At 53.8% G+C, this 26,711-nt stretch carries 23 protein-coding genes; 12 read left to right on the top strand and 11 right to left on the bottom strand.

Annotation, left to right across the window (positions count from 1 at the left end):
* The first annotated feature begins 92 nt into the window (after window positions 1-92).
* Genes porX through TH63_RS12990 form a run of 3 tightly spaced genes read left to right on the top strand, consistent with a single transcriptional unit; the run spans window position 93 to window position 3,331 of the window.
* Window positions 93-1,655 (top strand): T9SS response regulator signal transducer PorX, encoded by a 1,563-nt coding sequence (gene porX, locus TH63_RS13000; RefSeq protein WP_048921315.1) that lies wholly within the window; start codon window positions 93-95, stop codon window positions 1,653-1,655.
* The gene (gene tsaE / locus TH63_RS12995) at window positions 1,648-2,112 is read left to right on the top strand and encodes a tRNA (adenosine(37)-N6)-threonylcarbamoyltransferase complex ATPase subunit type 1 TsaE (protein ID WP_048921314.1); all 465 of its coding nucleotides are present in this window, start codon (window positions 1,648-1,650) and stop codon (window positions 2,110-2,112) included. Before porX ends, tsaE begins: the two co-directional genes overlap by 8 nt.
* Complete coding sequence (locus TH63_RS12990) at window positions 2,102-3,331, top strand: alanine dehydrogenase (protein WP_048922826.1); 1,230 nt, start codon at window positions 2,102-2,104, stop codon at window positions 3,329-3,331. Before tsaE ends, TH63_RS12990 begins: the two co-directional genes overlap by 11 nt.
* A 240-nt stretch (window positions 3,332-3,571) precedes the next feature.
* Here TH63_RS12990 and TH63_RS12985 read toward each other — a convergent pair whose 3' ends face one another.
* From TH63_RS12985 to TH63_RS12970, 4 genes are all read right to left on the bottom strand, one after another.
* The gene (locus TH63_RS12985) at window positions 3,572-4,483 is read right to left on the bottom strand and encodes a flavin reductase family protein (protein WP_048921313.1); all 912 of its coding nucleotides are present in this window, start codon (window positions 4,481-4,483) and stop codon (window positions 3,572-3,574) included.
* A 9-nt stretch (window positions 4,484-4,492) separates the two neighbouring features.
* Window positions 4,493-5,776 (bottom strand): fumarylacetoacetase, encoded by a 1,284-nt coding sequence (gene fahA, locus TH63_RS12980; RefSeq protein ID WP_048921312.1) that lies wholly within the window; start codon window positions 5,774-5,776, stop codon window positions 4,493-4,495.
* A 191-nt stretch (window positions 5,777-5,967) separates the two neighbouring features.
* Entirely contained in the window at window positions 5,968-6,237 is a 270-nt protein-coding gene (locus tag TH63_RS12975; protein WP_048921311.1) for a NifU family protein, read from the bottom strand.
* Between the two features lie 5 nt (window positions 6,238-6,242).
* Entirely contained in the window at window positions 6,243-7,346 is a 1,104-nt protein-coding gene (locus tag TH63_RS12970; RefSeq protein ID WP_048921310.1) for an Mrp/NBP35 family ATP-binding protein, read from the bottom strand.
* Window positions 7,347-7,713: 367 nt separating this feature from the next.
* Here TH63_RS12970 and TH63_RS12965 point away from each other — a divergent pair, with 367 nt between their 5' ends.
* From TH63_RS12965 to TH63_RS12930, 8 genes are all read left to right on the top strand, one after another.
* Window positions 7,714-8,217 (top strand): hypothetical protein, encoded by a 504-nt coding sequence (locus TH63_RS12965; RefSeq protein WP_156180601.1) that lies wholly within the window; start codon window positions 7,714-7,716, stop codon window positions 8,215-8,217.
* A gap of 225 nt (window positions 8,218-8,442) precedes the next feature.
* On the top strand, window positions 8,443-10,416 hold the full coding sequence (dnaG, locus tag TH63_RS12960) for a DNA primase (RefSeq protein WP_048921308.1): 1,974 nt from the start codon (window positions 8,443-8,445) through the stop codon (window positions 10,414-10,416).
* On the top strand, window positions 10,413-11,444 hold the full coding sequence (locus TH63_RS12955; RefSeq protein ID WP_076606485.1) for a potassium channel family protein: 1,032 nt from the start codon (window positions 10,413-10,415) through the stop codon (window positions 11,442-11,444). The genes dnaG and TH63_RS12955 overlap by 4 nt, the downstream gene beginning before the upstream one ends.
* A gap of 568 nt (window positions 11,445-12,012) precedes the next feature.
* On the top strand, window positions 12,013-12,351 hold the full coding sequence (locus tag TH63_RS12950) for a P-II family nitrogen regulator (RefSeq protein WP_048921306.1): 339 nt from the start codon (window positions 12,013-12,015) through the stop codon (window positions 12,349-12,351).
* Between the two features lie 53 nt (window positions 12,352-12,404).
* Window positions 12,405-13,709 carry an ammonium transporter gene (locus TH63_RS12945; protein WP_082161686.1) on the top strand — a complete coding sequence of 435 codons (1,305 nt, stop codon included), beginning with the start codon at window positions 12,405-12,407 and terminating at the stop codon, window positions 13,707-13,709.
* A gap of 256 nt (window positions 13,710-13,965) precedes the next feature.
* Window positions 13,966-15,090: a porin gene (locus tag TH63_RS12940; protein WP_048921305.1), complete on the top strand. Its 1,125-nt coding sequence runs from the start codon at window positions 13,966-13,968 to the stop codon at window positions 15,088-15,090.
* Between the two features lie 398 nt (window positions 15,091-15,488).
* Window positions 15,489-16,691 (top strand): bifunctional 3,4-dihydroxy-2-butanone-4-phosphate synthase/GTP cyclohydrolase II, encoded by a 1,203-nt coding sequence (locus TH63_RS12935; RefSeq protein ID WP_156180599.1) that lies wholly within the window; start codon window positions 15,489-15,491, stop codon window positions 16,689-16,691.
* A 276-nt stretch (window positions 16,692-16,967) separates the two neighbouring features.
* The gene (locus TH63_RS12930) at window positions 16,968-17,660 is read left to right on the top strand and encodes a hypothetical protein (protein ID WP_048921303.1); all 693 of its coding nucleotides are present in this window, start codon (window positions 16,968-16,970) and stop codon (window positions 17,658-17,660) included.
* A gap of 116 nt (window positions 17,661-17,776) precedes the next feature.
* On the opposite strand, the gene TH63_RS12925 is transcribed toward TH63_RS12930, so the two are convergent.
* The 7 genes from TH63_RS12925 to TH63_RS12890 form a co-directional block, all read right to left on the bottom strand.
* Complete coding sequence (locus TH63_RS12925; RefSeq protein WP_048921302.1) at window positions 17,777-18,550, bottom strand: ABC transporter permease; 774 nt, start codon at window positions 18,548-18,550, stop codon at window positions 17,777-17,779.
* On the bottom strand, window positions 18,547-19,449 hold the full coding sequence (locus TH63_RS12920; RefSeq protein WP_048921301.1) for an ABC transporter ATP-binding protein: 903 nt from the start codon (window positions 19,447-19,449) through the stop codon (window positions 18,547-18,549). The genes TH63_RS12925 and TH63_RS12920 overlap by 4 nt, the downstream gene beginning before the upstream one ends.
* 191 nt (window positions 19,450-19,640) lie before the next feature.
* A complete protein-coding gene (locus TH63_RS12915) occupies window positions 19,641-21,041 on the bottom strand; it encodes a M56 family metallopeptidase (RefSeq protein WP_156180597.1) in 1,401 nt (466 codons plus the stop codon).
* A gap of 1 nt (window position 21,042) precedes the next feature.
* On the bottom strand, window positions 21,043-21,408 hold the full coding sequence (locus TH63_RS12910) for a BlaI/MecI/CopY family transcriptional regulator (RefSeq protein WP_048921299.1): 366 nt from the start codon (window positions 21,406-21,408) through the stop codon (window positions 21,043-21,045).
* 175 nt (window positions 21,409-21,583) lie between these two features.
* Entirely contained in the window at window positions 21,584-23,335 is a 1,752-nt protein-coding gene (locus TH63_RS12905) for a M14 family metallopeptidase (protein ID WP_048921298.1), read from the bottom strand.
* A gap of 974 nt (window positions 23,336-24,309) precedes the next feature.
* On the bottom strand, window positions 24,310-24,756 hold the full coding sequence (locus TH63_RS12895; protein ID WP_048921296.1) for a DoxX family protein: 447 nt from the start codon (window positions 24,754-24,756) through the stop codon (window positions 24,310-24,312).
* Window positions 24,757-24,835: 79 nt separating this feature from the next.
* Entirely contained in the window at window positions 24,836-25,567 is a 732-nt protein-coding gene (locus TH63_RS12890; protein WP_048921295.1) for a hypothetical protein, read from the bottom strand.
* A 131-nt stretch (window positions 25,568-25,698) separates the two neighbouring features.
* Between TH63_RS12890 and surE the strand changes: the two genes are divergently transcribed.
* Complete coding sequence (gene surE / locus TH63_RS12885) at window positions 25,699-26,532, top strand: 5'/3'-nucleotidase SurE (RefSeq protein WP_048921294.1); 834 nt, start codon at window positions 25,699-25,701, stop codon at window positions 26,530-26,532.
* Window positions 26,533-26,711 lie beyond the last annotated feature (179 nt).

Here is a 26,711-nt window from a genome sequence, read left to right as displayed (position 1 = left end):
CGTGCACATCTCAGATTTACCTGCTCCGCAGATTTGTTTTACCTTGCGCCGCCGCTGCTCCCTTTACCTAACTATGAAATAAATTACGAGCCATGCAAAGATATACTATTTTGTGGGCGGACGACGAGATTGACCTTCTCAAGCCCCATATTCTCTTTTTAGAAGAAAGGGGCTATGACATTACCCCCGTCAACAGCGGGGCAGATGCCATAGAGAAAGTGCAGGAACAGACCTTTGACCTTGTCTTTTTAGACGAAAACATGCCCGGCATCTCCGGCCTGGAAACCCTGAGCGAAATAAAGGCCATCCGGCCGATGATACCGGTGGTCATGATCACCAAAAGCGAGGAGGAACACATCATGGAAGAGGCCATCGGCTCCAAGATCGCCGACTACCTCATCAAGCCCATCAACCCCAACCAGATCCTGCTTTCCGCTAAGCGGATATTAGAAAACCGCCGCCTGGTAGAGGAACGCACCAACATCTCGTACCAACGCGACTTCCGGACCCTGGGCATGGCTTTTGGCGAGCGCCTGAGTTACCAGGAGTGGGCCGATGTGTACAAGAAACTGGTGTACTGGGAGCTGGAGATCGCGGAGACCGAAGGCAAAAGCATGGCTGAGGTCATCAACATGCAGAAGGACGAGGCTAACACCAACTTCGCCAAGTTCATCATGGATAACTACGAGGAGTGGGTGAATGATGAGACCGATGAGATTCCTTTGATGAGCCACAAACTCTTCAAGGACCGCGTGTTCCCCATGATGAAGGAAAGCAACGTGCCCGTGTACTTCGTGCTCATAGACAACCTGCGCTATGACCAGTGGAAAGTGTTGGAGCCCATCATCACCGACTATTTCAACGTGGAGAGCGAGGAGATGTATTACTCCATTCTGCCCACCACCACCGCCTACGCCCGCAACGCCATCTTCTCGGGTATGCTCCCCGCCGACATTGCCAAACGCTACCCCAACCTGTGGGTGTCTGACGATGAGGAAGAAGGCAAAAACCTGCACGAGGAGGACTTCCTGGAGATACAGCTGCAACAAAACAACATCAAGGAGAAATTCAGCTACCACAAGATCACCAACAACACCGCCGGCAAAGACCTGCTGGCTAAGTTCAACAACCTGGAAAACAACAAGCTCAACGTGATCGTCTACAACTTCGTGGACATGCTCTCGCATGCCCGCACAGACATGCAGATGATCCGGGAACTGGCCGCCGACGAAGCCGCCTACCGTTCGCTTACCCGCTCCTGGTTCCTGCACTCGCCGCTGTTTGACACCCTCAAAGCCATCGCCGACAAGAAAGGCCGCCTTATCATTACCACAGACCACGGTACGGTGCGCGTGAAAAAGCCCTTCAAGATTGTGGGCGACCGTAATACCAACACCAACCTGCGCTACAAGCACGGCAAGAACCTAGGCTTCACGGAGAAAGACGTGCTGGTGTGCCGCAAACCAGAGCGTTTTCACCTGCCCAAAAGCAACGTGTCTACGGCCTACGTCTTTGCCATGAACGATGACTTCTTCGCGTACCCCAATAACTTTAACTATTACGTGAACCACTACAAAGACACTTTCCAGCACGGTGGCGTGTCTCTGGAAGAATGTATTATCCCATTTATAACGCTGTCCACTAAAAATGCCTGACCCTGGAGCGCGCCAGCACACCATTCAAATCTCCTCTAAACAGGATTTACCCTTTGCCGCCAATGAATTATTGTCATTTATCGGGCAAAAAAATATAATTTTGTTTGAGGGCGAGATGGCCGCCGGTAAAACTACCTTTATCAAGGCAATATGCGCCCAAAAAGGGGTGCAGGAGCCGGTTAGCAGCCCTACTTTCTCCTTGGTGAATGAGTACGAAGGAGCCGGGGGGGAACTCATTTACCATTTTGATTTTTATAGGATCGATAACGAGGCCGAGGCCCTGGACATGGGCGTGCTGGAGTATTTCAGTTCTGGGCACCTTTGCCTGATAGAATGGCCCTCAAAGGTGGCAGGCCTGCTGCCCGATGAGGGGGTAGAGGTATCTATTGAAAACGGTGAGGCCGAAGAAGCGCGGATCATTAGCATGAGAGTTTATGATGGAGGACATGACGGATAAGAACACCGGGTTTGAGGCCCTGACCAAGGCGACGGCGCGAAGCCTGATGCCCAAAGAGTCAATGCTGGCAGTGGAGACCCGCAAGCGCGATCTGTTCATTGGCCTCCCTAAAGAGTCTTCGCTCCAGGAAAACCGCATCGGGCTCACGCCCGAGTCCGTGAAACAGCTCACCGACCATGGGCACCAGGTCTGGGTAGAGTCCGGCGCCGGGGCTCCCTCTAAATATTCAGACCATGAGTATTCAGAGGCGGGCGCCATCATTGTCTACTCCACCAAGGAAGTCTATGAGGCGGACATTGTGCTCAAGATCGCGCCGCCTACCTATGATGAGATGGAGTTCTTTAAGCCCGGGCAGACGCTTATCTCGGCACTGCAGATCGGGAGCCTTACCTCAGAATACATCAACGCCCTCTGTAGAAAGAAAATAAGCGCCATCTCCTTTGAGCTGCTCAAAGACAAATCAGATACCAAGCCGGTGGTGCGCGCCATGAGCGAGATTGCCGGCAGTACCGTCATGCTCATCGCCGCCGAGTACCTGAGCAGCAGTAATGAGGGCAAAGGCGTCATCTTAGGCGGAATCACCGGGGTACCCCCTTCCAAAGTAGTGATCATTGGCGCCGGCACCGTGGCCGAGTATGCCACCCGCGCCGCCCTGGGTCTTGGGGCCGAGGTGAAGGTGTTTGACGACCATCTCTACAAACTCAGAAGGCTTAAACAGAACGTAGGCACCCAACTCTTCACTTCCACGCTGGACCTCACGGTGCTGCACAGAGAGATTCAGGACGCAGACGTAGTCATTGGAGCCGTCACCGCCGAAGAGGGCCAGGTGCCCTGCATGATTTCTGAGGAAGTAGTGGCCAAGATGAACCCCGGCTCGGTGATCATTGACGTGAGCATAGACGAAGGGGGCTGCTTTGAGACCTCAGAGATGACCACCCACAAGCGCCCCGTGTACCGCAAATATGACGTAATCCATTACTGCGTCCCCAATATCCCCTCGCGCGTGCCCCGCACCGCCACCAAAGCCCTCAGCAACATCTTCACGCCCATGTTCCTGGAGATCTCCAAGTACGGCGGCGTCAACGAGGCCCTCTTCACCCACGAGCATTACCGTAGCGGCGTCTACATCTACAAAGGAAGCCTTACCAACGCCGCCATCGCTAAGAAATTCAACATGCGCTACAAAGAACTAAGTTTGATGATTGCCGTCAGGAATTAGAAGCCAGACAGAAATTTGTAGTTATTGAAAAACCCGTTTTGGGGCTGTTTTACAGAAAACGGCCCCAAAACGGGTTTTTCAATTTTAGGTGAATGTAGGGGCAATCCCTTGTGATTGCCCTTCTCAGTGCATCAAAGCAAATGGGCAACCACAAGGGATTGCCCCTACAGAATCAGATAATGTTTTTTTTGACCTAACGCGTTTTAAGCCTGTTTTCCCAAAAACGGCTCTAAAACGGTATTAGCCTTTTTGCGGCAGTGAAAGGGTGAGCAGAGCTTTCCAGGCTTCCTGCACCTGGCCTTCGGCGAGCAGGCGTTGGGCCAGCAGATGGATCTGGCGTTCTCTTTCGGCGGGGTTTTGCTGGTGGGTCTGCAGGAGGTACCGGAACATGGGCTCCCGCGCGTACTCCTGCACCTCGGCCTCCGTGGGGAGGGCCTCTGTATTGCCCAGGCGGGCCAGGTTGTTGCCGGTTAGAACGGTGCTGTTCCTGATGTGGGCCGGAAGCTGATCAATGCCAATGCCTTTGTTTCGGACGGGTTTGGGTAATTCAAACAGGCAGTCGCCGGTCGCCCGTAAGTACCAATCGCCGCCCAGGCGGGCCACGGCATCCAATTTTACGGGGTCAATGGTCTTGCCATCGGTCCCGAAGACCTCATCGCGCACGTGCAGCAATATGGCCTCACAAATGACCAGGTTGGCCGCGCCGCCTTGGTCTCCTATGGGTTTTACCTCCAGTACCTTGCACTCAAACGCGGCGGGCGCCTCGGCCACGCGGGGCGGCTTTACCTTGGTGGAGGGCACGGGGGTAAAGCCGGCTTTGATGAATTCGTTGACGCCCTTGTCATACTCGGTGCTGGCCAGCGACATTTGCTCCACTATGGCGTAATTTCCGATATTAATGACCACCTCACCGGTTTCCAGCACGTTCTCCAGGGTATGCTTTCCGGTATTGTCGCGCACCCGGCGGGCAGGGGAGAAGATAAGCACCGGCGGATTGGACCCGAAGCAGTTGAAAAAGCTGAAGGGGCTCAGGTTCACGTTTCCCTCTTTGTCTACGGTGCTGGCAAACGCAATGGGGCGTGGGGCTATGGTCCCCAGCATAAGGCTGTGGAACTCACCGGTAGAGATCTCTTTGGGGTCAAACGTTTTCATGGTTTCAACTTAAATGGAAATAGCCGGGAGAACCTCGGCGCGAACCTCTCCAAAACCAACCCGCACGCCGTTTTTCAGGGCGTAGCCGCGCATGGTGACAATGTCATGGTCATGGAGGAACTTGCGTTCAGAGCCGTCTGGCAGGTGCAGTGGTTTGGTGCCGCGCCAGGTAAGCTCCAGCATAGAGCCGTAGGAGTCTGGCGTAGAACCACTGATGGTGCCCGAAGCGTACATATCGCCTACTTCAATATTGCAGCCGTTTATGGTGTGGTGGGCCAGCTGTTGGTTCATGTTCCAGTACATGTGCCGGTAGTTGGACCGGCTGATAACGGCTTCGTGCTCTAGCGTAGGCGACTGCAGGGTTACCTCCAGGTGGATGTCCAGATGGTGGTCTCCGCTGAACTCCAGGTAAGGCAGCACTTTGGGCTCCTGTACCGGGCCGGGCACCCTGAACGGGGCCAGCGCATCTAGCGTGACCACCCACGGCGAAATGGAGGATGCGAAGTTCTTGGCCAGAAACGGACCCAGCGGCACATACTCCCAGGCCTGGATATCGCGTGCCGACCAGTCATTGAACAAGACCATCCCGAAGATGTACTCCTCCGCCTCGGCGGTAGTAAGGGAGCTGCCCAGTTCGGTGGGTTGGCCGGTGATAAAGGCTACTTCCAGCTCAAAATCCAGTTGCTTGGTAGGCCCGAAGATAGGGGCATCGGCGTCTGCCGGTTTCATCTGGCCTTTGGGCCTCCTAATGGGCACGCCTGAAGGGATGATGGACGACGCCCGGCCATGGTAGCCCACGGGCAGGTGCTTCCAGTTGGGGAGCAGGGCGTGGGCCGGGTCCCGGAACATGCTGCCCACGTTGGTGGCATGCTCTATGCTGGAATAGAAATCTGTGTAGTTGGGCACATTTACGGGCATGAGCATCTGCACGTTTTTTCTAACCAACAGACACTCGGCCATGAGTTTGCGGTTGTCCCGTATCTCGGGGTTGTCGTTGCGCAGCAGCTCAGAGATGCGGTCCCGCACCTGGCGCCAGATAGGCCTGCCCAGGGCCATAAAGTCATTGAGGTACGGCCGGTGAAACACGGTGGGGTCTTCCACGTCCAGCATGTCAAACAGCCCGTGCTGCGTGAGCACATACACGTCCAGCACATACTCGCCAATGGCAACGCCCACGCGCGGGTCCCGGTCCTGGGTCCGGAAAATCCCGAAGGGCAGGTTCTGGATCTGGAAATCACTGTCAGGGGCAATCTGGATCCAGGAATGGAGGGCAGGGTCGTTGGCTTTCAGCATGGCGGTAGGTGGTTGACAAGCAAAGATAGAAAGTCTAGGAGAAAAGGGAAGAGGTTTATTGGCGCAGCAGGGAGCTTCAAAGGCTGTTTTGAGCCTGTTTTGGCCAAAACAGGCTTAAAACGACATCGCCCGCTGGCGCAGAGGCAAAAGCTCCTGCGCCAGCGGGCGATGGTATACGGGAAGAGACGTGTTTACACGTCCATAGGGGTCAGGTTCACGGCTACAATGCCGGTGATCTCGGGCACGGCGCGCATGATGGCTTGCTCAATGCCGCCCTTAAAGGTCATGGCAGACATGGGGCAGGAACCACAGGCGCCCAGCAACTCCAACTCCACCACTTTCTCCTCGGTGATGTTCAACACTTTTACGTCGCCGCCGTCGGTTTTCAGGTACGGCCGGATAGTGTCCAGAGCCTGCTCTACCTTCTGAATCAAGATCTCCTTTAGTGCGATATCTACCATAGTGCTTACGCTTTAATTTCTACTATTTTGGTTTTGGCCATGCTGGCGTTCCTCACCGATATCTGGCGGGCCACTTCCTGGGCAACCTGCTCAAAGGCAAGGGCCGCCGGGGTGCCGGTCTGCAGAATCTGCGGGGCGCCCTGGTCACCGCTTTCTCTAATGCTCTGTACCAGGGGAATCTCGCCAATAAACGGAACCCCGTAGCGCTCTGCCAGATCACGTCCGCCGCCCTGGCCAAAGATATAATATTTATTCTCTGGCAGTTCAGCCGGCGTGAAGTAGGCCATGTTCTCTACCAAGCCCAATACCGGAACGTTGATCTGCGGCTGCCGGAACATCTGCAAACCCTTCAGGGCATCGGCAATGGCCACTTTCTGCGGGGTGGTCACAATGATGGCACCCGTTACCGGTACTGTCTGTACCAACGTCAAGTGAATGTCACTGGTTCCCGGCGGAAGGTCAATGAGCAAATAATCCAGCTCGCCCCAGTCTACCTCCGTAATGAATTGCTTAAGGGCAGAACTGGCCATGGGGCCGCGCCATACTACGGCGTGCTCGGCCGGGGTCAGGAACCCGATGGAGATGAGTTTGATGCCGTACTTCTCAATGGGCTCAATCAGGTTGCGGCCATCGTCAGAGCGGAACATTCTGGGGCGGGCGTCTTCCACGCCAAACATGGTAGGTACGGAGGGGCCGGAGATGTCTGCGTCTACCAAGCCTACCTTGGCGCCGGACTGGGCCAGGGCCACCGCCAGGTTAGCGGTCACCGTAGATTTACCCACGCCGCCTTTGCCAGAGGCCACGGCTATGATATTCTTTACGCCCTTAAGGATGCTGGCATTGTCTTGCCGGGCCGTGGTCACGCGGGAGGTCATGTTCACCGTCACGTTCGCGTTCTTGTCTACCATGGTGTGAATGGCTCTGATACAGGCATTTCTGATCAGGTCTTTCAGGGGGCAGGCCGGGGTGGTGAGGATGACGGTAAAGGAAACATCCAAACCGTTTATCTGTACATCCTCTATCATGTTAAGCGTTACCAGGTCTTTGCCTAAGTCTGGTTCCTCTACATAACTGAGGGCTTTTAATACGTCTTCTTGAGTAATAGCCATAACAGGTTCAGTGCTTGAAATCACTGGAGTAAAGGTACAAACTATAGAGGTAAGAAGAAACAAATACCCGTTTTAGGCCTGGTTTCCAAAAAGTAACGCCAAAACAGAAATAAGGGAAGGCGCCTGAAACCGTTGCGGGGGCAAAAGGGTCATGGGATATACCAAAAGGTCGGGCCGCCGCCCTGGCCCCGTGCCCTAAGGCAACGGGAAGAAGGCTTGCTCTTTCAGGCGGCTGCAGTGCCCGTGCCAAATTTCTCCCTGGAATAGAGTACTTTAAGTTTTTGGGTATGAAAAGGCACTATTTAGCAGCAATTTTAGGTTACGTTTTCGTACGTAAATTCTTTCACAACCCCCTATGAATAAGAACATGAAAAAGCTTAATCTGTTTCTATTTTGCATTATAGCCTTGCTTTCCTTTTCCTGCGGGGAGGATGAGCCAAGGCCGGACACTGAAATGGCCACCAAGAAAAATTTAGCCTGGAAATCTGAAAAGGCCCCTTCTGTTCTGCTGTGGCACAATGATGTCACTAACGTAGACTCTTTGGCTTTGAAGTTCTACAACCAGAACGGGCAATTTAACGGGGAATTAAATGTTCAGGTAAATTTTAAAGGGGTAGGCATTTACAGGTTCAGCAAAGACGGGACGGCCTTTTACTATGAGTACATTAACGGCACACTTCTAAATGATTATCACCTTTCTGGTACCGAGTTCTTCTCTGAGCTCAGGATTCAGGAGTGGAACCCTGCAACGCGGTTTATCAAAGGCTCTTTCCAGTTTACTTTAAATAAATCAACCAATAGCTCACCTCCCTCCCCAGAGATTCTGGAGTTGACCGGGGGCGCGTTTGAGGGAACCGTCACAGGGCCATAAAAAGAAGTGGAACCCTTTGCCAGGGGTTTATCAAGCAGAAAGTGTCACTTGCTGTAAATGCTGTTTTGAGCCTGTTTTGGCCAAAACAGGCTCAAAACACTACTAATCCAAAAGCCAGCTCCCGTAGCTGGCTTTTTTTATTTCTGCCGCCCGCCTGGCCAGCGCCCCTAACAACTAATCCTTAATACAAGTATCTTTGTCTACCGCCCCGATCTACGTTTACCCATGGCCCTGATAAAGAAAGAAGTTGTTGACCAGATCATCCTGCAAGCCGACATTGTGGAGGTGGTGGGTGATTTTGTGAGTTTGAAGAAGAAGGGCCAGAACATGTGGGCGTGCTGCCCGTTCCACCATGAAAAGTCGCCCTCGTTCAGCGTGGCGCCCAATAAAGGTATTTACAAGTGTTTTGGCTGTGGCAAGGCGGGTAACTCGGTGCAGTTCATCATGGACGTGGAGGGCACCAGCTACGTAGAGGCGCTCAAGTACCTGGCCAAGAAATACAGCATTGACATTGAGGAAGACCAGAGCCCGGCGGCGGTGCAGGCCCAGAACGAGCGCGATAGCCTCTACATCATCTCTGACTTCGCGAAGGAATACTACGTAAAGGCACTCCATAAAAACGACGAGGGCCAGAGCATAGGCGCGCCGTATTTCAAGCAGCGGGGACTTTCGGCGGCTACCATTCAGAAATTTGAGCTGGGCTACAGCTTAGACTCCTGGGATGATTTCACCAAGGCGGCCCTGGACAAAGGCTTTCAGCTCAAGTACCTGGAGGAAACCGGCCTCACCATTGTCAAGCAGGAAGAAGGCAAGCAGTATGACCGGTTCAGGGGGCGCGTTATGTTTCCCATCCAGAACGTAAGCGGCCGTACCATCGGGTTTGGCGCCCGTACGCTTAAATCCAACGACAAGAAATCCCCCAAATACGTCAACTCCCCGGAGAGCCCCATCTACCACAAGTCTGATGTGCTCTACGGCATGTTCCAGGCCAAGCAGTCTATTCGGCAGGAAGACGAGTGCTTTCTGGTGGAAGGCTACCTGGATGTGCTGTCCCTGCACCAGGGCGGCATAGAGAACGTGGTGGCTTCTTCGGGGACGTCCTTAACCGAGAACCAGATCAAGCTCATTGGTCGCTACACCAAGTACATTACGGTGCTCTATGACGGTGACCCCGCCGGTATAAAAGCTTCTTTGCGCGGCATTGACCTCATTCTGGAAGGCGGCCTGAACGTGAACGTGGTGCTGTTCCCGGACGGCGATGACCCTGATAGCTACATCAGAAGAGTAGGGGACACGGCCTTTAAGGCGTACCTGAAAGAGCACAGCCAGGATTTCATCTCGTTCAAGTCGGCGCTGTACGCGCAGGAGGCCAAAGATAACCCGGTTAAGAAGGCAGACGCCATCAGGGAAATGGTGGTGTCCATCTCCAAGATCCCAGACGCCATCAAGCGGTCGGTGTTTTTACAGCAGTGTAGCCTGCGGTTCGGGATTGACGAGCAGGTGCTCATCTCGGAGTACAACAAGATTCACCTCACCGAGCAGAAGAACGCCCGTCACCAGGCCCCGCCGCAACCGTCTTCCTACGGCTCTTCCTTTGATGAGATGGCCGCAGAGGCAGAAGCCGCGGCCGCGGCCGAAGCGGCCATGTACGAGGACGAAAACCAGGCGGAAACCTCGCAGAATGACGTGCTCCAGCGGCGCGAGCGCGAGGTGATCCGGTTTATTCTCAACTACGCCGACAAAGAGATTGAGGAAGGCCTTACCGCCAGCCAGTTCATGCTGAGCGAGCTGGAGGATATTGAGTTCAAGACCCCTATCTACAAGCGCTTGTTTGACATGTGCCGCCTTAAGCTGGAGCAGGGCTTTGTGCCTACCGCCTCTGAGTTTATGCAGCATGAAGACAAAGAGATCCGCAACGAGGTCATTGACCTGGTGAGTGAGAAATACGAACTCAGCGACGGCTGGGCCACCCATGAGATCTTTGTGCCCCGGGAGGCGGATCTGGTCTCCTATGGCTCTGAGCGCGAGGTGCTGCGTCTGAAATGGCGCAACGTGCAGATGATGATCAAAGACCAGATGGACACCCTGCCCAATCTCTCTAATGCGCAGGACCTGGACAAATGCCTGCGTACCATCAAGGCGTTGAAAGAGTTTGAAAAACAGATAGCAGATCTCCTGGGTATAGTGGTAAGCAGATGAGGTGGCGCCAACTAAAGCTGTATAGGTTTTTCTGGGCTTTCGGGCTGATAATTTTCAGCTTGGTGACCGGAGTAGTGGCCTATCAGGTTTTAGAGGGCTATACCCTGGCCGAGGCGTTTTACATGACGGTGATCACCGTGTCCACCACGGGCTTTGCCGAGGTGCACCCGCTTTCCCCAGAGGGTCGGCTTTTTACCTCGGTCTATATCCTGGCCAACATAGGCCTCCTAGCTTACACGGTCTCCGTGGTCTCCACGTATTTATTTGAGGGCGAACTCCGTAGCATCTGGAAAAATTATATGAACGAGCGTGAAATCAAGAGTTTTAGCGGCCACGTTATTGTGTGCGGCTACGGCCGAAACGGTTCCAAGGCCACCCGTGACCTGCTGGCCAGCGGCGAACGGATTGTGGTCATTGAGCAAAACCAGGAACTCATCGCCGCAGGGGAGCCTTTGCAGGAGGGGAAGCTGAACTTCCTGTTGGGCGACGCTACCGAAGACCTATTGCTGGAGCAGGCCGGCGTGCGCCACGCCAAGGCGCTTATCTCCACCCTGCCCAAAGACGCCGACAATGTGTTTGTGGCGCTCACCGCCCGCGGCCTGAACCCCAAACTTGAGATCATTGCCAGAGCCTCTGAGAAAACCACCGAGCAGAAACTGTTCAGGGCCGGGGCGAACCACGTGGTCATGCCAGACGAAATTGGCGGCAGCCACATGGCCAGCCTGATCACGCAGCCCCAGGTCATTCATTTCCTGTCGCTGCTCAACGGGTCTGGGCCTAATAAAATGCACCTGGAGGAAGTACACCTGGACCAATTGGCTAAAGATCTGCGGGACCTCACCATTCGGGAGTTGGACCTTAGAAACCGCACCGGCGCTACCCTCATCGGGTTAAACCGGCACGGCAGCGAATTCCTGGTAAGCCCAGACGCCGATACCCGGTTGCAGGCAGGTGATGTCCTGATCTTGTTAGGTAGCCGCGGGCAAATAGAGGCCTTTACTAAGATTTTCGCGGGTAGCAGAGTGTAACCCATTCTTTTTCAGTTGACTAGCCGCTAGCCTGCATTTCCAGAAGTCATATGCCCCGCCGTTTTTGGCCTGTTTTTCTTAAAATAGGTCAAAAACGGCGGGGCATCTTTTTTACGTCTTCCCCTGCTATTCCTTTCTTCTGCCCGCCCCGGGCGCCCAACATTCTTGCTGGGCTTTTTGCCTTTTGGCTGCCCCTCTGTTTTTTCTCTGCTAAGTTTTCTGAAAAAACTTAAAAAAAATAAAAAATTTTTAACGGCTTTTCCGGGATTATATGATTTCCGTAAGGGATGGCGATTTTCAGTAGGTTTTAAGTAAAAAACTTTCTGTTTTCTTGAAGGGGGAAGGAAAATCAGGTACTCTCCTGAAAAATCTTAACGGTATTTAAAACATGATAGAAAAATGGGAGAGTTTAAATTTACGTGAGACTATAAAAATTAGGGTATTTTTTGGGTATTGGTAGGTTTTTATGGAAAACACCCTATTGTATTTAAGGTCTTGATTACTATATTCATCATAGATAATAAAAACAGACCCTTTAAGAACAAGTTAAAAATAAAAATGAAGGTTTATGAAGAAGATTGAAGCAATCATTAGAACGTCCAAATTTGAGGATGTGTATGAGGCCCTGGCGGAGATAGGCATTCCGTTCATGTCTACCTATGATGTGAAGGGGTTCGGGCTGGAGCATGGGGCCTCTCAGGTGTACCGCGGCACTACCTATAACGTGGGGTTTATTCCCAGAACCAAGGTAGAGATCATTGCCCCAGATGAACAGGTAGACGCGGTGGTCTCCATTATACTCAAGGTAGCGACCACCGGCAAGGTAGGAGACGGCAAGATCTTCATCATGGACGTGGAAGAAGTGATCCGGATCAGGACCGGAGATGTGGGCGAACTGGCCCTGTAGACCTTAGATTTTCCAACTAATAAACAATTTCTTACTCACTAATTACTAGTACCATGTCAAAAGAATTATTCGTCATCAACAACGTCTGGATGATGGTATCCATCTTCCTGGTTTTCATCATGCACCTGGGGTTCGCCACGCTGGAGTCTGGCCTGGCCCGCTCTAAAAACACGGTGAACATCTTGTTTAAGAACAGCATGATTCCGCCCCTTGGCCTGCTGGCCTACGCCCTGTGGGGGTTCTCCCTCATGTACCCGGGTGCAGATTTTGCCGGAAGCTTCTTTGGTTTCGCTGGTTTTGGCATTACGTTGCCAGAGGGCGGGGAGACCTCTGCCTATAACGCCGGCTACACCTTCTGGACCGATTTCCTTTTCCAGGGTATGTTCGCGGCCACCGCGGCTACCATTGTCTCTGGGGCAGTGGCCGAGCGGATCAAGTTCTCCAGCTTTATGGTCTTCTCCATCCTGTTTGTGGGCCTGTGCTACCCTATAGTGGGTATGTGGAAGTGGGGCGGAGGTTTCCTGAATACGCTGGCCACCCCGTTCTATGACTTTGCCGGTTCCACCATTGTGCACTCTGTGGGCGGATGGGGAGCGCTGGCTGGTATACTGCTGCTGGGGCCCAGAATTGGCAAATACGTAGAGGGCAAAGTAAAACCCATCCCGGGGCACAGCATTCCCTTGGCTACCATTGGCGTGTTTATCCTGTGGCTGGGCTGGTTTGGGTTTAACGGTGGCTCGGTGCTGTCAGCGGAGCCAGGTGCGGTTTCCAGGGTGTTGGTGATGACTAGCCTGGCTGCGGCGGCCGGTGCAGTGGGCGCTTGCCTGGTCTCTAACGTTCTTTTTAAGTCAAATGACCTTACCATGGTACTCAACGGCATTCTGGCCGGCTTGGTGGGCATTACCGCTGGCGCCGACCAAATGGGCGTGGTAGACTCAGTGGTGATTGGGGGCGTGGCCGGAGGCCTGGTAGTGCTGGGAGTGGTATTTTTTGATAAACTGAAGTTGGACGACCCGGTGGGAGCGCTTTCGGTGCACCTGGTGTGCGGCCTCTGGGGAACGCTGGCGGTGGGTCTGTTCGGGAAACTGGCCGGCACGCAGCAGTTAATCAGCCAACTGATAGGCATTGGGGCCGTGGCGGTCTTCTCCTTTGGGTTTGCGTTTGTGGTGTGGTATGTGCTCAAGGTCACCATGGGCATCAGAGTGACTGAGCGGGAGGAAATAGAAGGCTTGGACATTCATGAGCACAAGATGCATGCCTACCCAGACATTAACGCCCCGGGCTATGAGATCAGTATGCCTGAGAAAGAGGAGGTATTGGTGCCCCAGCTACCTGCCAGAGCGGCCGTAACGGCCTAAGAAAAAGCGTAAGATTTCCTTTCCCTTGACATGGAAGTAAAAACAAGGGGTAATGCGGTCTAGGCATTACCCCTGCTTTTACCCTGGCAAAGAGACAGCGCCCGGCGGGCGGCCTTTCCATGGTTCTGTCCATTTCGTCATTCTTCCTACATGGTAATTTCCTAATTCCTCAAACGGCAATTTGAGGGGACGCTACCGGTGGGTCTAATGCAGAACACTCTTCCTGAGAATATTCCTAACCATTAACAGAAACAGTATGAAAAAGCTTTACACCATTACGGCGGTGGCGCTCTTGGCCACGGCAAAGATAGCTAATGCCCAGGAAGTACCAATGCCAGAACCGGCCCCGGGTAAGTTTAACATCAGCGGCTACGCCGATGTCTTCTACCAGTACAACCTCAACAGACCCAAGTCAGACCTGAACCAAGGCCGCATTTTTGACCAGTTCCACAACAACATTTCTCTGGGGCTGGTGCAAGCCTTGCTCACCTATTCAAAGGACAAGGCTACCATCGTGGCCGATCTTACCTTTGGGCCCAATGCCGAGCTGGGCAACTTTGGGAACACGGGCACGGCCAAAATCATCAAACAGGCATACTTAGCCTATGAGGTCACAGACAAACTCAAGCTCACGGCCGGGCAGTATGGCACCCACATTGGCTATGAACTGATAGACGCGCCGCTCAATTACCACTACAGCCTTTCGTACCTGTTCGGCAACGGGCCCTTCTACCACACCGGTGTCAAGCTGGACTACGCCGTCAGCCCGCAGTTGGGCCTTATGCTGGGCGTAGTGAACGGATGGGACGGGCTGCGCGATTTCAATGATAAAAAGTCGGTGGCAGCGCAGGTGCACCTTTCCCCGTGGGAGGGCATGGGCCTTTACCTCAACTGGATTGGCGGCGATGAATACAACACACTTTCCAACTTTGGCGGCACCCGGGGCAGCTATACCAGCCTATTTGACCTCACCTCTTCCTACCAGATTACCAATGCGTTTAAGTTAGGAGTGAACGCCGCCTATGGATCTTTCTACACCGGGGCCGTCACCGAAGACGCGGAAGATGCCTGGTCTAAAGACGCCACCTGGGGTGGCGGCGCGCTATACGCCAGCTATGAGCTCTCAGATAAATTTGGCCTTGGGTTCAGGGGAGAATACTTCGCAGACCCCGAGGGAGTGCGGTACTTCGGGCCCTTAGAGGTGGCTTCTTACACCGTGACCGGCAACATTAAGCTGGCCGGCGGCAACCTATTAGTAAAGCCCGAGGTGCGGTTTGACAAAGCAAAGGACGCCTTTTTTGAAGACGCCAGCGGTAATTTCTCTAAGAAAACCCAAACCACGGTAGGGGCGGCCCTCATCTACTCCTTCTCCATGAACTAAGCCTTTTCCCGCGCACCAGCGGCACTTACCAAAAGAAAACCTGCTTACTTTTTCAATAGCGGCGTTTTGGGCCTGTTTTCCTGAAAACAGGCCCAAAACGCCGTTTTGCTTTTCAGGTAATTGGCTACCGTTCTTTCCTCTGAGTCAGGTTGATTTACGGGTTTACTACCTGGTAAAGGCCATTAATTAATAATAAGCGGTAACCAGAATACCAATAGGAGTAAGTTGAGAGTCACCTAAATCGACAGCCAAAACATAGCGAAACCTGAATAAATGTATTTCTGACATATCTGGTGTTTGAGCAGCAGCTACTTAAACCGCTCAAAAACCGTTATCTTTGCATTTTGAAAGGCAGAATTCCGCTTTTGGCAGCCTGCCGGTATTAGATGCAAAGAACCATGCTAGATAACATAGAAGACGCCATAGAAGATATAAAAGCCGGTAAAGTAGTGATTGTGGTAGATGACGATGACCGCGAGAACGAAGGCGACTTTATTTGCGCCGCCGAGAAAATCACCCCTGAGATTGTGAACTTCATGGCTACCCACGGGCGCGGCCTCATCTGCGCTCCACTCACCGAGGAACGCTGCGATGAACTGGGCCTGGAGCTGATGGTAGGCCGGAACACCGCCCTGCACGCCACCCCCTTTACCGTATCTGTAGACTTACTGGGCCACGGCTGTACCACCGGTATCTCGGCGTCTGACCGCGCCAAGACCATCCTGGCCCTGGCCGACCCTACCACTGATCCCGCTTCTTTAGGCAAACCCGGCCACATTTTCCCGCTGCGCGCCCGCAAGGAAGGCGTGATCAGGAGAGCCGGCCACACCGAGGCCGCCGTTGACCTGGCTGCGCTGGCGGGCCTGGCCCCGGCCGGCGTGCTGGTAGAGATCATGAACGAAGACGGCACCATGGCCCGCATGCCAGACCTGGAGAAAGTAGCCGAGCGCTTCAACCTCAAGCTTATCTCCATCAAAGACCTGATCACCTACCGCCTGCAGAAGGAAAGCCTCATTGACCGTGAGATAGCCGTGGAACTGCCTACCGACTGGGGCAACTTTGACCTGTACGCCTATACCCAACGCAGCAACAACGCCAAGCACCTGGCCTTGGTGAAAGGCACCTGGGAACCAGATGAACCGGTATTGGTGCGCGTGCACTCCTCCTGCGTAACCGGAGACATCTTCGGGTCTTGCCGCTGTGACTGCGGTCCGCAGTTGCACCGCGCCATGGAGATCATTGAGAAAGCCGGCAAAGGTGTGATTGTGTATATGAACCAGGAAGGCCGCGGCATTGGCCTTCTGAACAAGCTAAAAGCCTACAAGCTGCAGGAGCAGGGCCTGGACACCGTAGAGGCCAACCTGCAACTAGGCTTCGGGACCGATGAGCGCGATTACGGCGTGGGCGCCCAGATTCTGAGGGATTTAGGGGTCACTAAAATGCGACTCCTGTCCAACAACCCCCGCAAACGCACCGGCCTCATTGGCTACGGTCTGCAGATTGTAGAGCAGTTGCCCATAGAGATTGAAGCCAACGCCCACAACCAAAGGTACTTAACCACCAAGCGAGACAAGCTGGGGCATTCCATCATGAAGAAATAAAAAGCGAAAGGCGGAAGACACATCTTCCGCCTTTCGCTTTTTAGGGCCGGGAAGGAAACGGTTTAGAAATTTTCAGATATTGGTATTCTGCAAGCCTCTTTTCAATTTTAAAAGTTTTTTGTAACTCCTGCTTTAATTTGTGGTTTGTGGCACAATTTTCTCTGCATTTACCCCTGGAAAGTGACAAGAATCAGGAAACCTTCTTTAATTTTTTAAGGTATATTTTTCTTAGAAGTGCATTGGAATCTTTTAAGTGGGTATAAAGAAACGAAGACGATGGCAAGGAAAGTAAGTGGGCTTTTGGTGGTATTGGTGTTCTGGGCAGCCGGTGCCATGGCGCAAGTTACCGGCCTGGTAGATGAGTGGCCCCGGGGCCGCGTGTTTTTGGCCTCAGGTGATTCCGTAACCGGAAAGATCACCTATCACCGTTCAGAAGACCTGGTGAAAATTGTGAAACCAGACGGTTCTGTGGTAGCCTATGCGCCCGTGGCGGTGCGGGGGTTTGAAGCGATTGACAATGACGGGCGCTACCGCCGGGTATTTGTGACCCAACGCTGGAACCTGGGCAACGACTACAGTGATTTTCTGGCCCCGGCTTTTTTTGAGCAGATCGTGATTGGCAACTACGGCCTCCTGCGGCGTGAAACCATGACCCGCCGTGACATCAGCCGTGACCCTATGTACCGCGGCGGTTATTACCCCTATGGCAATTACCCCATGGGCGGGCCCGTGTATGTAGACCAGCGCACAGACATTTATTTTATCCTGCTGCCCAGCGGCAAGGTAAAGGAATTGCGCAACGTCAAGAAAGACCTGGAAACCATCTACGGCAAGAAAGGCGGCGCCATGAAAACGTACATCAAACAAAACAAGCTCAAGTACACCCACCTGCCAGACCTGGCCAAGATCGTGAGCTACTTGGGTACTATTTCCCAGCCTGAGGTGAAAACCACCAAGCTGGATATGTAAAAGACATCGGCCCTGGCCGAAGTGATAAAAAAGGGATGCTCCGCTGATACTGGTTCAGCGGGGCATCCCTTTTTGCGTTTTGGGCCTGTTTTGGTGCAATCGGGCCTAAAACAGGTTTACAGGTCTCTGGCCTTTAAAAGTAGGTAAGAGAAAAGGCAGAAGAGGGTGATATACAGCATCGCCGGCACCAGGGCGTGTAAGGGGGGCAACACCTCGGTGGCGCCCAGCACCATCTGCTCCAATTCCTGGTGGGGGTTGGGGGTAAGGTTAGAAAGCACCTTCATAGGAAAATACTTGTCCAACTGGTCGGGGGTCTGCCATTGTAAAAGCCGTTCTATCAGCAGCGTGTAAGCCATGAAAAACAGAATGGCCAGGCCGGTCTTCTTTACCAGAAACGCGATGAACATGGCCAGGCTCATGTAGCCCACCAATTGCACCAGGTAATAGAAGATAAACTGTATGTCTGTGAAGATGCTATCAGATGCTCCCGCGGTGCCGTAGGTTAACCCGAAGCCCAAACCCAGTGCCAACACATACACCGCAAAGAAAGCAGCCAGCAGCAGGATCACGGAGTATTTACTCTGTACCAGGTCGGCGCGCGAAAAGCCGTCAATCACCTGCTGCCGGAACGTGCGGTACGCGTATTCATCGGCGACTAAGATAATGATCAAGATACCCGGGATCAGGTTCAGGTAACTGGAGACGTAGGCCAGGTGCGACCAGATCTTAGGGAACTGGTAGAGCTCGGCGCCGGCCATCTGCCCATTGATCATGACGTTGCCGCGGGCGTAGAAGAAGATGAACAGCAGCGCGCACTGTAGCAGCAGAATGACCCAGAAGGTGGAGTAAGGTAAGATCTTGCGGAGTTCTATGCGAAGGAGGGAGGTCATGCGTTGTCGGCTTTAATGATTTCCAGGAACTGGCTTTCCAGGCTTTTCTTGCGCACCACCAGTTGGCCCAAGGCAATGCCCTGGTCAAAGAAGGCGCGGTTAAGGGCGGTGCTGTCCACGCCTTCGCGCAGCGTGAGCTGCACTTGTTGCTGCACTTGCTGCGCCTGCGCCACCAGCGGTAACGTGCGCGCTACCTGCAGCAACTGTTCCAGCGGGGCACCGCCGCTAATGAATACTAAATCATTGGTAGCCATGATGGAGGAGACCGGTCCCTGGGCCTTTAGTTTGCCGGTGCGCAGAACGGCCATATGGGTGCAGACTTTCTCTACCTCGTCCAGCAGGTGACTCGCCAGCACAATGGTTTTGCCTTGGGCGGCCACGTCTAGAATAAGGGCCCGTACTTCGGCAATGCCTTCCGGGTCAAGGCCGTTGGTGGGCTCGTCCAGCACCAATACCTCGGGGTTGCCCAGCAGCGCCGACCCGATGGCCAGGCGCTGCTTCATGCCCAGGGAGTAACCTTTGAATTTGTCATGCTTGCGGTTGGCCAGGCCCACCATTTCCAGGGATCGTTGCACTTGGCTGTGGTCCACGCGCTTTACATCGGAGGCAATGCGCAGGTTCTGCTCGCCGGTGAGGTAGGGGTAGAAGTTGGGCGTCTCCAGCAGCGCCCCAATGCGGCGTTTGGTGGTTTTGGACATAGGCTGCCCGAACCACTGAAAGCTGCCGGCGCTGGCGTTGATCACGTCCAGCACAATGCCCAGGGTGGTGGTTTTGCCGCTTCCGTTGGGCCCCAGCAAGCCAAAGATGCTGCCTTCGGGCACGTTTATGCTCAGTTGGTCCAGGGCCTGCACGCTACCGTAGCGCTTGCTCAGCCCCTGAATTTCTAAAATGTCTGCCAAATTTTTGGAGGTTGGTGTAGGTCTTCTGCAAAGCTAGAAGGATTTACCTGAAAAGCGAGTGGCGGGAAAGGGGGCAAAGGAAAGCCTTCCCCAAAGGGAAGGCTTTCCTGTTTCCGTTTTGGGCCAGTTTTCAGGAAAACGGGCCCAAAACGACTTTACCAGATGAACGCATTACAGCAGAAACCCAGTGGTTAGTTCTTTCTTACCGGAGGTGGCGGGGGTGGCAGGTCTTTTTTAGATTTCATGACCGGTGGCGGGGGCGGAGGCAGGGTGCCAAACTTCTTCTCAAAGGCGGCCCTGCCGGCAGCGGTGTTGTCAAAGGTTTCCACCTCGCCAGATTTGAGGATCACATGCAGGCCGTCACTGGCGGCGCTGATGCCTTTCACCGTGGGGTTGCGCTTTATGAATTCCTTGGTCAAGGGCACGTTCATGGGCGGTGGTGGGGGAGGCGGAGCTAATGCGGCGGCCGGAGCAGCAGGTGGCTCGGCTGGGGGCGGCGGTGGCGAAGGAGGGGTAGGCAAGGTACCGTATTTCTTCTCTAACTGGGCCACGCCGGTGGGAGTGTTGGGGTAGATTTCGGTTTGATTAGATTTCAGTTCTACGAAAATGGTGCCGTCACTCCAACGCAGGCCTTTTACATTGGGGTTGCGTTTGAGAAAAGCCTCATAGTCTTTCTGCCCGTCACGGGTAGTTTCCTGCAACAAGCCTTTCCATTGGGAGTGGGACTTGGCAATGCCCTGGAAGCCCAGCAAAAAGATCACCAGCAGAGGCAGGGTGGCCAGGAAACGCATGCGCTGTACCTTGGCCGAGGGGTGTTGGTTCATCATCATGATTCTTTGTTTAAGGGATGGATAACTAAAAGCGGAAGCGAGGGTAAGCGGAAACGTAGTAGTGGTTTGTAAAAGCGAGAACTGGTACTGCTTTCGGTCAATGCCGGCCTGCAGGGTCTGCTGGTCGGTGAGGAACTCCAGGTTCTGTTTGAGGGCCGTGCGCCAAAGCCACACCACCGGGTTGAACCACAGGAAGGCAGTAGTGAGCTCGGCTAGCAGAATGTCCAGCGTATGGGCCTGCTGCACGTGGGTGAATTCATGCTGCAGAATGCCGCGCCAGGCCTGCTCCGGGTGGTTGGTGGGGTTAAAGTAAATGGTTCTCCCAAAGGAGAAAGGCGGCAGATCTGCTTCCATTTCTCTGAAAGCAACGCCCTGGTAACTGGTCGGGCGTGACCGCCGATGGATACTATACAACGAAATCCCTTGCACCATTAAACGGATCGCCATGACGACTACGCCTAGCCAAAAGATGCCCACCGGGATTAGCCAAAAGTCAAAGGCGGAAGCGGTTGACGTGGGGGCCATGGCCGGGGAGGCCCATTCAAAAGTTATGGCAGAGAAAGTCTGGTACACTTTCTCATTCTGCGCCAGTAGCGGGCTCACGTCCACCAAGGGCAGCGCCGCCGAGAGCAGAATGCCAGCCACCAAGAAAAGCCGGTTCCAGGCATGGAAAGTGGTTTGGCGCAAGACCAGTTTGTAAGCCAGGTAAAAGAGCACCAGCCCCGCGTTCACCTGTAGCAAGTAAAGGAAGAGAGCCGGCATGTTATTCGGGTTTTTGGTTTTCAATCATCTGGATAATCTCCTTGAGCTCAGCCGGCGAAAGCTGCTTCTCCTTCACGAAGAAGGCCACCAGCTCTTTATAGGAGTTCTGGAAATAGTCGCCTACAAACCCTTTCATGAATTTCTTCTTGTACTCAGGCGCCTTGATGAGCGGGGTGTAGCGAAACGTGTTGCCCAGTTTCTCAGAAGCCAGAAAACCTTTCTTCTCCAGGTTCTTGACCGTGGAGGCCAGCGTGGTATAAGGCGGTTTGGGCTCAGGCAGCATCTGCAGGAAATCTTTGATAAAGCCGCCGCCGGCCTCCCAGATCACCTGCATGGCCTCTTCCTCCTGTTGGGTTAGCTTTTCCATGTGTGGATGTCTACGATGTTTTCATAATATTACGAAAGTTTCGTAATTAAAGTCAATCGTTGAGAAATTTATTTTTTGAATAAAAGTAGAAAAGCCTCTCCCTAGGATAGAAGAGGCCTTTCTGATGATTTCCGTTTTAGGCTTGTTTTCTGAAAAACAAGCCTAAAACGCGTGCTTACTGAACCGGCAGCGCCCCACCCAACCACCGGGTGACGGGGTAGCGCATGAATGTGTTCTCAAAGTGAGGCGTGTTGCGGTAAATGAAGTTGAGTTGCTCGCGGGCGCTTTTGGCCAGGTTGGCGTCTTTAGCTTTGGCTGCTTCCAGGGCGGCCTTCAGTTTGGGGTCTTTCTGGAGGTATTGGGCAGCCAGGTCTTCAAACACATACGCCGAGAAATGTTCTTTCTGCCCCAGCACCGAGTCAAAGAAGTTCCAGGCGAAGTAGGAGTCTGGGCCCTGCGGTTCCAGGGTCTCCACCAGAAACCGGTTGCTTACCTGGTTCAGGTACGCCACGTAGTCGCCTTTGAAGTACTGGATGGGTTGCTGCGATTTCTGCACCTGCACCTCGGTGTGGAGATAGTGGCCCTCATAGGGGCGGGGACCGGTTTTGTAGTCAGAGATGTAATAGACCTCGGGGGTAAGCACGGTGTCTTTGCTCAGGCGTTTCAATTCTACCTGATTCTGCTTCAGTCGCTCAATCACCTCGGCCCAGGCCTGGGGGATGATATAGGCGACTGGTTTCGTAACCGTCACGGTAGGGCGGTAGGTGTCAAAGAACTTCACTGGGCGCGTGAACGGGGCCTTGCGGTCATAGTACAGCCGCTCCAGTCCGCTTACCTCGCTGGGCTTGTATTTGGCTTCATAGCCTTTGAATTGGATGGTCTCCACCTGCGTAGTGTCCGGGGCCCAGTTCAGGACAAATTGCTGCTGTGTCTGCAGGGCGGCGCGGTCTTTCTGGCGGGCGGCCTGCACCTCTTTGCCGTGTTTGGCAGCATAGTCTAGGAACTCCAGCATGAGGTCATAGGTAGAGGCCACGCGCTTGTCAAAAGATTTAAGCATGTGCGTCTCGGGCACGAAGCCCAGGGTTTGGAAAAGAGCCGTGTAGCCGGTGGCATACCGCGGCGACTCCATAAAACCAAAAATACCCGTCTCCGGCGATTCGCCGCGGGAGTTCACGTAGGGCACCAGTGGCCACTTGCGTTTCTCCATGCCTTTGTAAAGCGCGGGCACCATCTGCTGCTTTAATAGGGTACCCAACGCCCCGCCCAGCTTGTTGTGCTGCGTGGGGATGAGCGTCATGGTGTACTGGTAATCAGCACCGTTGCTGGTGTGGTTGTCCACGAAGATCTCGGGGTCCCAGGTCCGGAAAATAGTGGCGAAGGTGCGGGCGTTCTTTGAGTCTTCTTTGATGAAATCGCGGTTCAGGTCCAGGTTGCGGGCGTTGCCTCTAAAGCCGTAGCTCTCAGGCCCGTTCTGGTTGGTGCGCGTATGGCTGTTACGGTTCAGGGCGCCACCCACGTTGTAAATAGGAATGATCACCAGCACCACGTTGTCTAGCTGGCTCTTCAGCTTTTTCTGCTGCATGAGGTCGCGGGCCAGCATCATGGTGGCGTCAATCCCCTCGGGCTCTCCCGGGTGAATGCCGTTCTGTACCAGCAAGACCGTCTTGCCTTTCCGGTGGATGGAAGCCGGGTCAAAATCCTCATCCGTGGAGATGATCACCGTGTGCAGCGGTTTGCCCACATCGGTCATGCCCATCTCCGTCATCTTAATTTCTGGGTACGCCTGGTCCAGCCGCTGATAATAGTCTATGCATTCCTGATAGGTAGCGGTCTTGGTGCGATTGCTTTTTTCATAAGGCGTTTTCCAGTCGGGTGTTGGGGCCGCGGTGAAAAAAGTATTGAGGGTAAGGAGCAGGGAAAGCAGCATGGGTGAAGTTTTGTTGAAACGGTAATGTTAGCGGTTTTGAGGTTTATTTGAAAGTTTTTGCTTTTGCTATTGTGGAGGATATTTCCTTGGGCCTTGTTGGTTATTGGAGGAAGAATTTGGTTAAGCCTAGGATTGTCTGCTTTGGCCTGAGTCCTTATGCTGTAATGTTTCATGGTATCCCTCCGAGCGCTCACGGCCGCGGGGCCCCGCCTTCCGCCCTCGCACTGCCCTTGCGGCCTACTTGACTTCTGTTCTTAGTAAAGCTGTTGCAGGGCCACAAGCGAGGCGCTCGAAGTAAAGACTGGAAACGGGGAATACGTGGAGATGCGTGTTTTAAACAAGATTTGCGAAAAACAGCCTCAAAACGCAATTAGGGCTTAATAACTCCAGCATCGCTTACTAAACACAGACTCTCCCCTTGAGGGGTGAAGGGGTGTTTACACGGGAGGGCACACTTGGAGAAGCCACTGCCCCAGACGCTCGCAGGAGCTGCGCGCGCTACGAGGTCTTCGGCGCCAGCGCAGTCTAGCAAGAAACAGGCACTCTTTCCCTCCGCCCGCCAAGCGAAGGAAGGCATTGCAACGGACCAGCAGCAACCCATATCCTGCCCCGTACCTGGCGGAGGGCCGCCACCGCGTAGCCCGAAGCATGGGCAGGGGCAGGCAGCGGCTATCCAATTGGCAAAGGCGTAAGCTCCCTATGGAACGGATAGCCTTTGCCAGGTGGTACCTTTCTGGAGCCCCGCCTGTCCGAGCGGCAGCGAGTTCGGGGGTTCTTGATTCTTTTGGTTACTTTTCTCATCAAGGAGAAAAGTGACAGACGCGGGCAGGCCGCGACTCCCGCCTTGAGGCTTGACAGGAAGTTAATAGAATGTATAAGCTTATTGGCAGATGGAGCAGCAGTCTCAGTCGTTGGCCCCTAGGAACACCAACAACGGCGAAAGGCTATGGCTAACAACCGACCCTCCCTTCCTATTACTCCCAATCCCCTTCCTCCACTGGCGCTCTATCAAACCAAAGGTAATCCAGGCTATAGCGCCCTGGCCCAATAAAAAAGAGACCTATGAACAGATAAGCCGCTTCCAAGGCATGAGAATACGCGTTAAAGCCGTCGTTGGCCATCACGTGCTTCATCGTAGCGACTACCATGGTGGCAAACAGCAGGAAGTTGGAGAACCGGAAGAACAGGCCCAAGGCAATGAATAGGCCTCCCACGGTTTCGGCGAACGCCGCCATAAACCCGAAGAACGTAAAACCGCCGGTAATGCCTACGGTCTCCACGGCGCTGCCCACGTTGGCCCAAACCTCGGGGCCACCCATCATTTTAGGCCAGCCGTGCAACAGGAACATGATGCCAATACCTACCCGGATGATCAATAAGCCTTCGTCTTGGTAGCGGTACAGGGAAGGGAAGAAAGTCATAATCTGAAATTTTAGCGTACGGGTGCTTTAGGGCCGTTTCCCGGAAAGCACCTTTAAAACAGAAAAAGCCTGAACCGGCTTACCAGAGCATGATGCCGGAGACCATGGTGGTGTTGGGGATGTCTTTTACCTTGAGTTTGTTCCAGCGCTGGGCCGGGATGCCGCGCATGTCCAGCACAAAACTCATGCGGGCTCCTTCAGAGATAGCCACAAAATTTCCTTCGCCGGCGCCTACGCTGGAAATAGGAATGCTTTCTTTCACGTCTCTGAACATGCTTCCTATGCCTATGCCGCCCTGGGTCCGGAAGGAGGGGTTCAGCACCGTGATCCGGAAGACGGTGCAGACGTTGCCTTTGCATTGCTGCTCCACCAGCAGGTCGGGCCGGCGGCGTTCGCCCAGAATTTCATAGGCTTTGGTGGTGGTGCCCTCTATGGAATGCTCCGTTTCCCTGATCTTGTTTTGCCCGTACTGCTTTTTAAGCTCCTCAATGGTCATGCCTATTTTCACGGCTCCGGCCTGGCCGGCCTGCAGGGTTAGGTTAAAGAGCGGGTTGGCGGCACTGGGCGCGGCAGAGGCCGTGGAGGTAGCCCCCGGAAGCGGCTCTTCAGACATGGCCTCGTCATTGGCAGTAGTGGGTGCAGAAGTATCTGAAGCGTCTGCCGCCAGGGTAGGGTCTAGTTCAGAATCCTCAGAAATACTGCCGGCGGCTTCTTCCAGTTGGGCCTCTTTATCGGTTTTCTCAGAAGTGGTTTCTTGTTTGCAGGCCGCCAGCGCCAGCAAGGCGCCCAGCAGTAGGGTGGTGTGCTTCATGGTGCAAAGAAGTTTAGACAGCATAGGTACAGCATCTTGGGGCATAACGCAAGCCTGCCCGTGAAGTTACTGTATTTGCATTTGGCGGTAGCCCGTATACCAAGTAATTTGGTCGCAAACTTTGAGAGAATATGAAGAAGAAGCCACTTATTTTGATTTCAAACGACGATGGTATCACCGCCCCCGGCATTCACACGCTGGTAAAGGTAATGCGGAAAATAGGCGAGGTGGTAATAGTGGCGCCCGACGGGCCCCAATCTGGCATGGGACACGCCATCACCATTGGCAATACCCTTCGGTTAGATAGATCCCTTGCCTTTACCGAGGTGGAGGCCTATGAGTGCTCCGGTACCCCCGCCGACTGCGTAAAGCTGGCCAAGCACCATGTGCTCAAAGACCGCCGCCCAGATTTAGTGGTGAGCGGCATTAACCACGGGTCCAACTCCAGCATCAGTGTGCTGTATTCCGGCACCATGTCGGCGGCCATTGAGGCGGCCATTGAAGGGTTGCCTGCCATTGGGTTCTCGCTCTGTGACTACGGCCATGAAATAGATTTCTCCCACACCGAGGAGTACGTGGAACTGATTGTGCGCCAAGCCCTGGAGTTTGGCATTCCGCACGGCGTGGCCCTGAACGTGAACTTTCCCAAGAAATCTGCGGAACCTATTGCCGGCGTAAAGGTCTGCCGCCAGGCCCGCGCCAAGTGGGAAGAGAAATTTGACGAACGCCTGGACCCCCGCGGCCGCAGCTATTTCTGGCTCACGGGCAATTTTGTGAACTTTGACAAAGGCGATGACACCGATGAGGCCGCCCTCGCCGATAACTACGTGTCTGTGGTGCCCTGCCAGTTTGATATGACTGCCAGCCACGCCATCGCCCTCCTGAACAATGAGTGGAACCTCAACCCAGAGGCTATTCCTGTGATAGGCTCCAAAACCGCAGAAAGCGGCGCCGCCGAAGGGTAAGCTGTTTTAGAACTGTTTTCTCAAAAACAGGCCCAAAACGGTTTTGATATAAGGGATCGGACTGAAGGGAGCAAGAGACTGTTACCTGTTATCAACTTTGTGAGAACATCAGAAACAGAACATGAAAATTCACTTCAACAAAAAAGCCCGGAGGACACCGGGCTTTTTTGTTGAAGTGA

It is taken from the genome of Rufibacter radiotolerans, from assembly GCF_001078055.1.
Lineage (GTDB): Bacteria > Bacteroidota > Bacteroidia > Cytophagales > Hymenobacteraceae > Nibribacter > Nibribacter radiotolerans.
Note: the sequence above shows the minus strand (reverse complement) of the source record. Positions and strands in the feature narration are given on the sequence as shown.

What these genes read in the sequence shown, in the direction of transcription:
- TH63_RS12915 (WP_156180597.1), bottom strand. Translation starts at nt 21,041, where the DNA reads ATGCCGGCTCTCTTCCTTTACTTGCTACAGGTGAACGCGGGGCTGGTG.
- TH63_RS12930 (WP_048921303.1), top strand. Translation starts at nt 16,968, where the DNA reads ATGGCAAGGAAAGTAAGTGGGCTTTTGGTGGTATTGGTGTTCTGGGCA.
- TH63_RS12935 (WP_156180599.1), top strand. Translation starts at nt 15,489, where the DNA reads ATGCTAGATAACATAGAAGACGCCATAGAAGATATAAAAGCCGGTAAA.
- TH63_RS12955 (WP_076606485.1), top strand. Translation starts at nt 10,413, where the DNA reads ATGAGGTGGCGCCAACTAAAGCTGTATAGGTTTTTCTGGGCTTTCGGG.
- surE (WP_048921294.1), top strand. Translation starts at nt 25,699, where the DNA reads ATGAAGAAGAAGCCACTTATTTTGATTTCAAACGACGATGGTATCACC.
- TH63_RS12965 (WP_156180601.1), top strand. Translation starts at nt 7,714, where the DNA reads ATGAAAAAGCTTAATCTGTTTCTATTTTGCATTATAGCCTTGCTTTCC.
- TH63_RS12905 (WP_048921298.1), bottom strand. Translation starts at nt 23,335, where the DNA reads ATGCTGCTTTCCCTGCTCCTTACCCTCAATACTTTTTTCACCGCGGCC.
- TH63_RS12950 (WP_048921306.1), top strand. Translation starts at nt 12,013, where the DNA reads ATGAAGAAGATTGAAGCAATCATTAGAACGTCCAAATTTGAGGATGTG.
- dnaG (WP_048921308.1), top strand. Translation starts at nt 8,443, where the DNA reads ATGGCCCTGATAAAGAAAGAAGTTGTTGACCAGATCATCCTGCAAGCC.
- TH63_RS12985 (WP_048921313.1), bottom strand. Translation starts at nt 4,483, where the DNA reads ATGAAAACGTTTGACCCCAAAGAGATCTCTACCGGTGAGTTCCACAGC.
- TH63_RS12975 (WP_048921311.1), bottom strand. Translation starts at nt 6,237, where the DNA reads ATGGTAGATATCGCACTAAAGGAGATCTTGATTCAGAAGGTAGAGCAG.
- fahA (WP_048921312.1), bottom strand. Translation starts at nt 5,776, where the DNA reads ATGCTGAAAGCCAACGACCCTGCCCTCCATTCCTGGATCCAGATTGCC.
- porX (WP_048921315.1), top strand. Translation starts at nt 93, where the DNA reads ATGCAAAGATATACTATTTTGTGGGCGGACGACGAGATTGACCTTCTC.
- TH63_RS12940 (WP_048921305.1), top strand. Translation starts at nt 13,966, where the DNA reads ATGAAAAAGCTTTACACCATTACGGCGGTGGCGCTCTTGGCCACGGCA.
- TH63_RS12990 (WP_048922826.1), top strand. Translation starts at nt 2,102, where the DNA reads ATGACGGATAAGAACACCGGGTTTGAGGCCCTGACCAAGGCGACGGCG.
- TH63_RS12945 (WP_082161686.1), top strand. Translation starts at nt 12,405, where the DNA reads ATGTCAAAAGAATTATTCGTCATCAACAACGTCTGGATGATGGTATCC.
- TH63_RS12925 (WP_048921302.1), bottom strand. Translation starts at nt 18,550, where the DNA reads ATGACCTCCCTCCTTCGCATAGAACTCCGCAAGATCTTACCTTACTCC.
- TH63_RS12970 (WP_048921310.1), bottom strand. Translation starts at nt 7,346, where the DNA reads ATGGCTATTACTCAAGAAGACGTATTAAAAGCCCTCAGTTATGTAGAG.
- TH63_RS12895 (WP_048921296.1), bottom strand. Translation starts at nt 24,756, where the DNA reads ATGACTTTCTTCCCTTCCCTGTACCGCTACCAAGACGAAGGCTTATTG.
- tsaE (WP_048921314.1), top strand. Translation starts at nt 1,648, where the DNA reads ATGCCTGACCCTGGAGCGCGCCAGCACACCATTCAAATCTCCTCTAAA.
- TH63_RS12910 (WP_048921299.1), bottom strand. Translation starts at nt 21,408, where the DNA reads ATGGAAAAGCTAACCCAACAGGAGGAAGAGGCCATGCAGGTGATCTGG.
- TH63_RS12890 (WP_048921295.1), bottom strand. Translation starts at nt 25,567, where the DNA reads ATGAAGCACACCACCCTACTGCTGGGCGCCTTGCTGGCGCTGGCGGCC.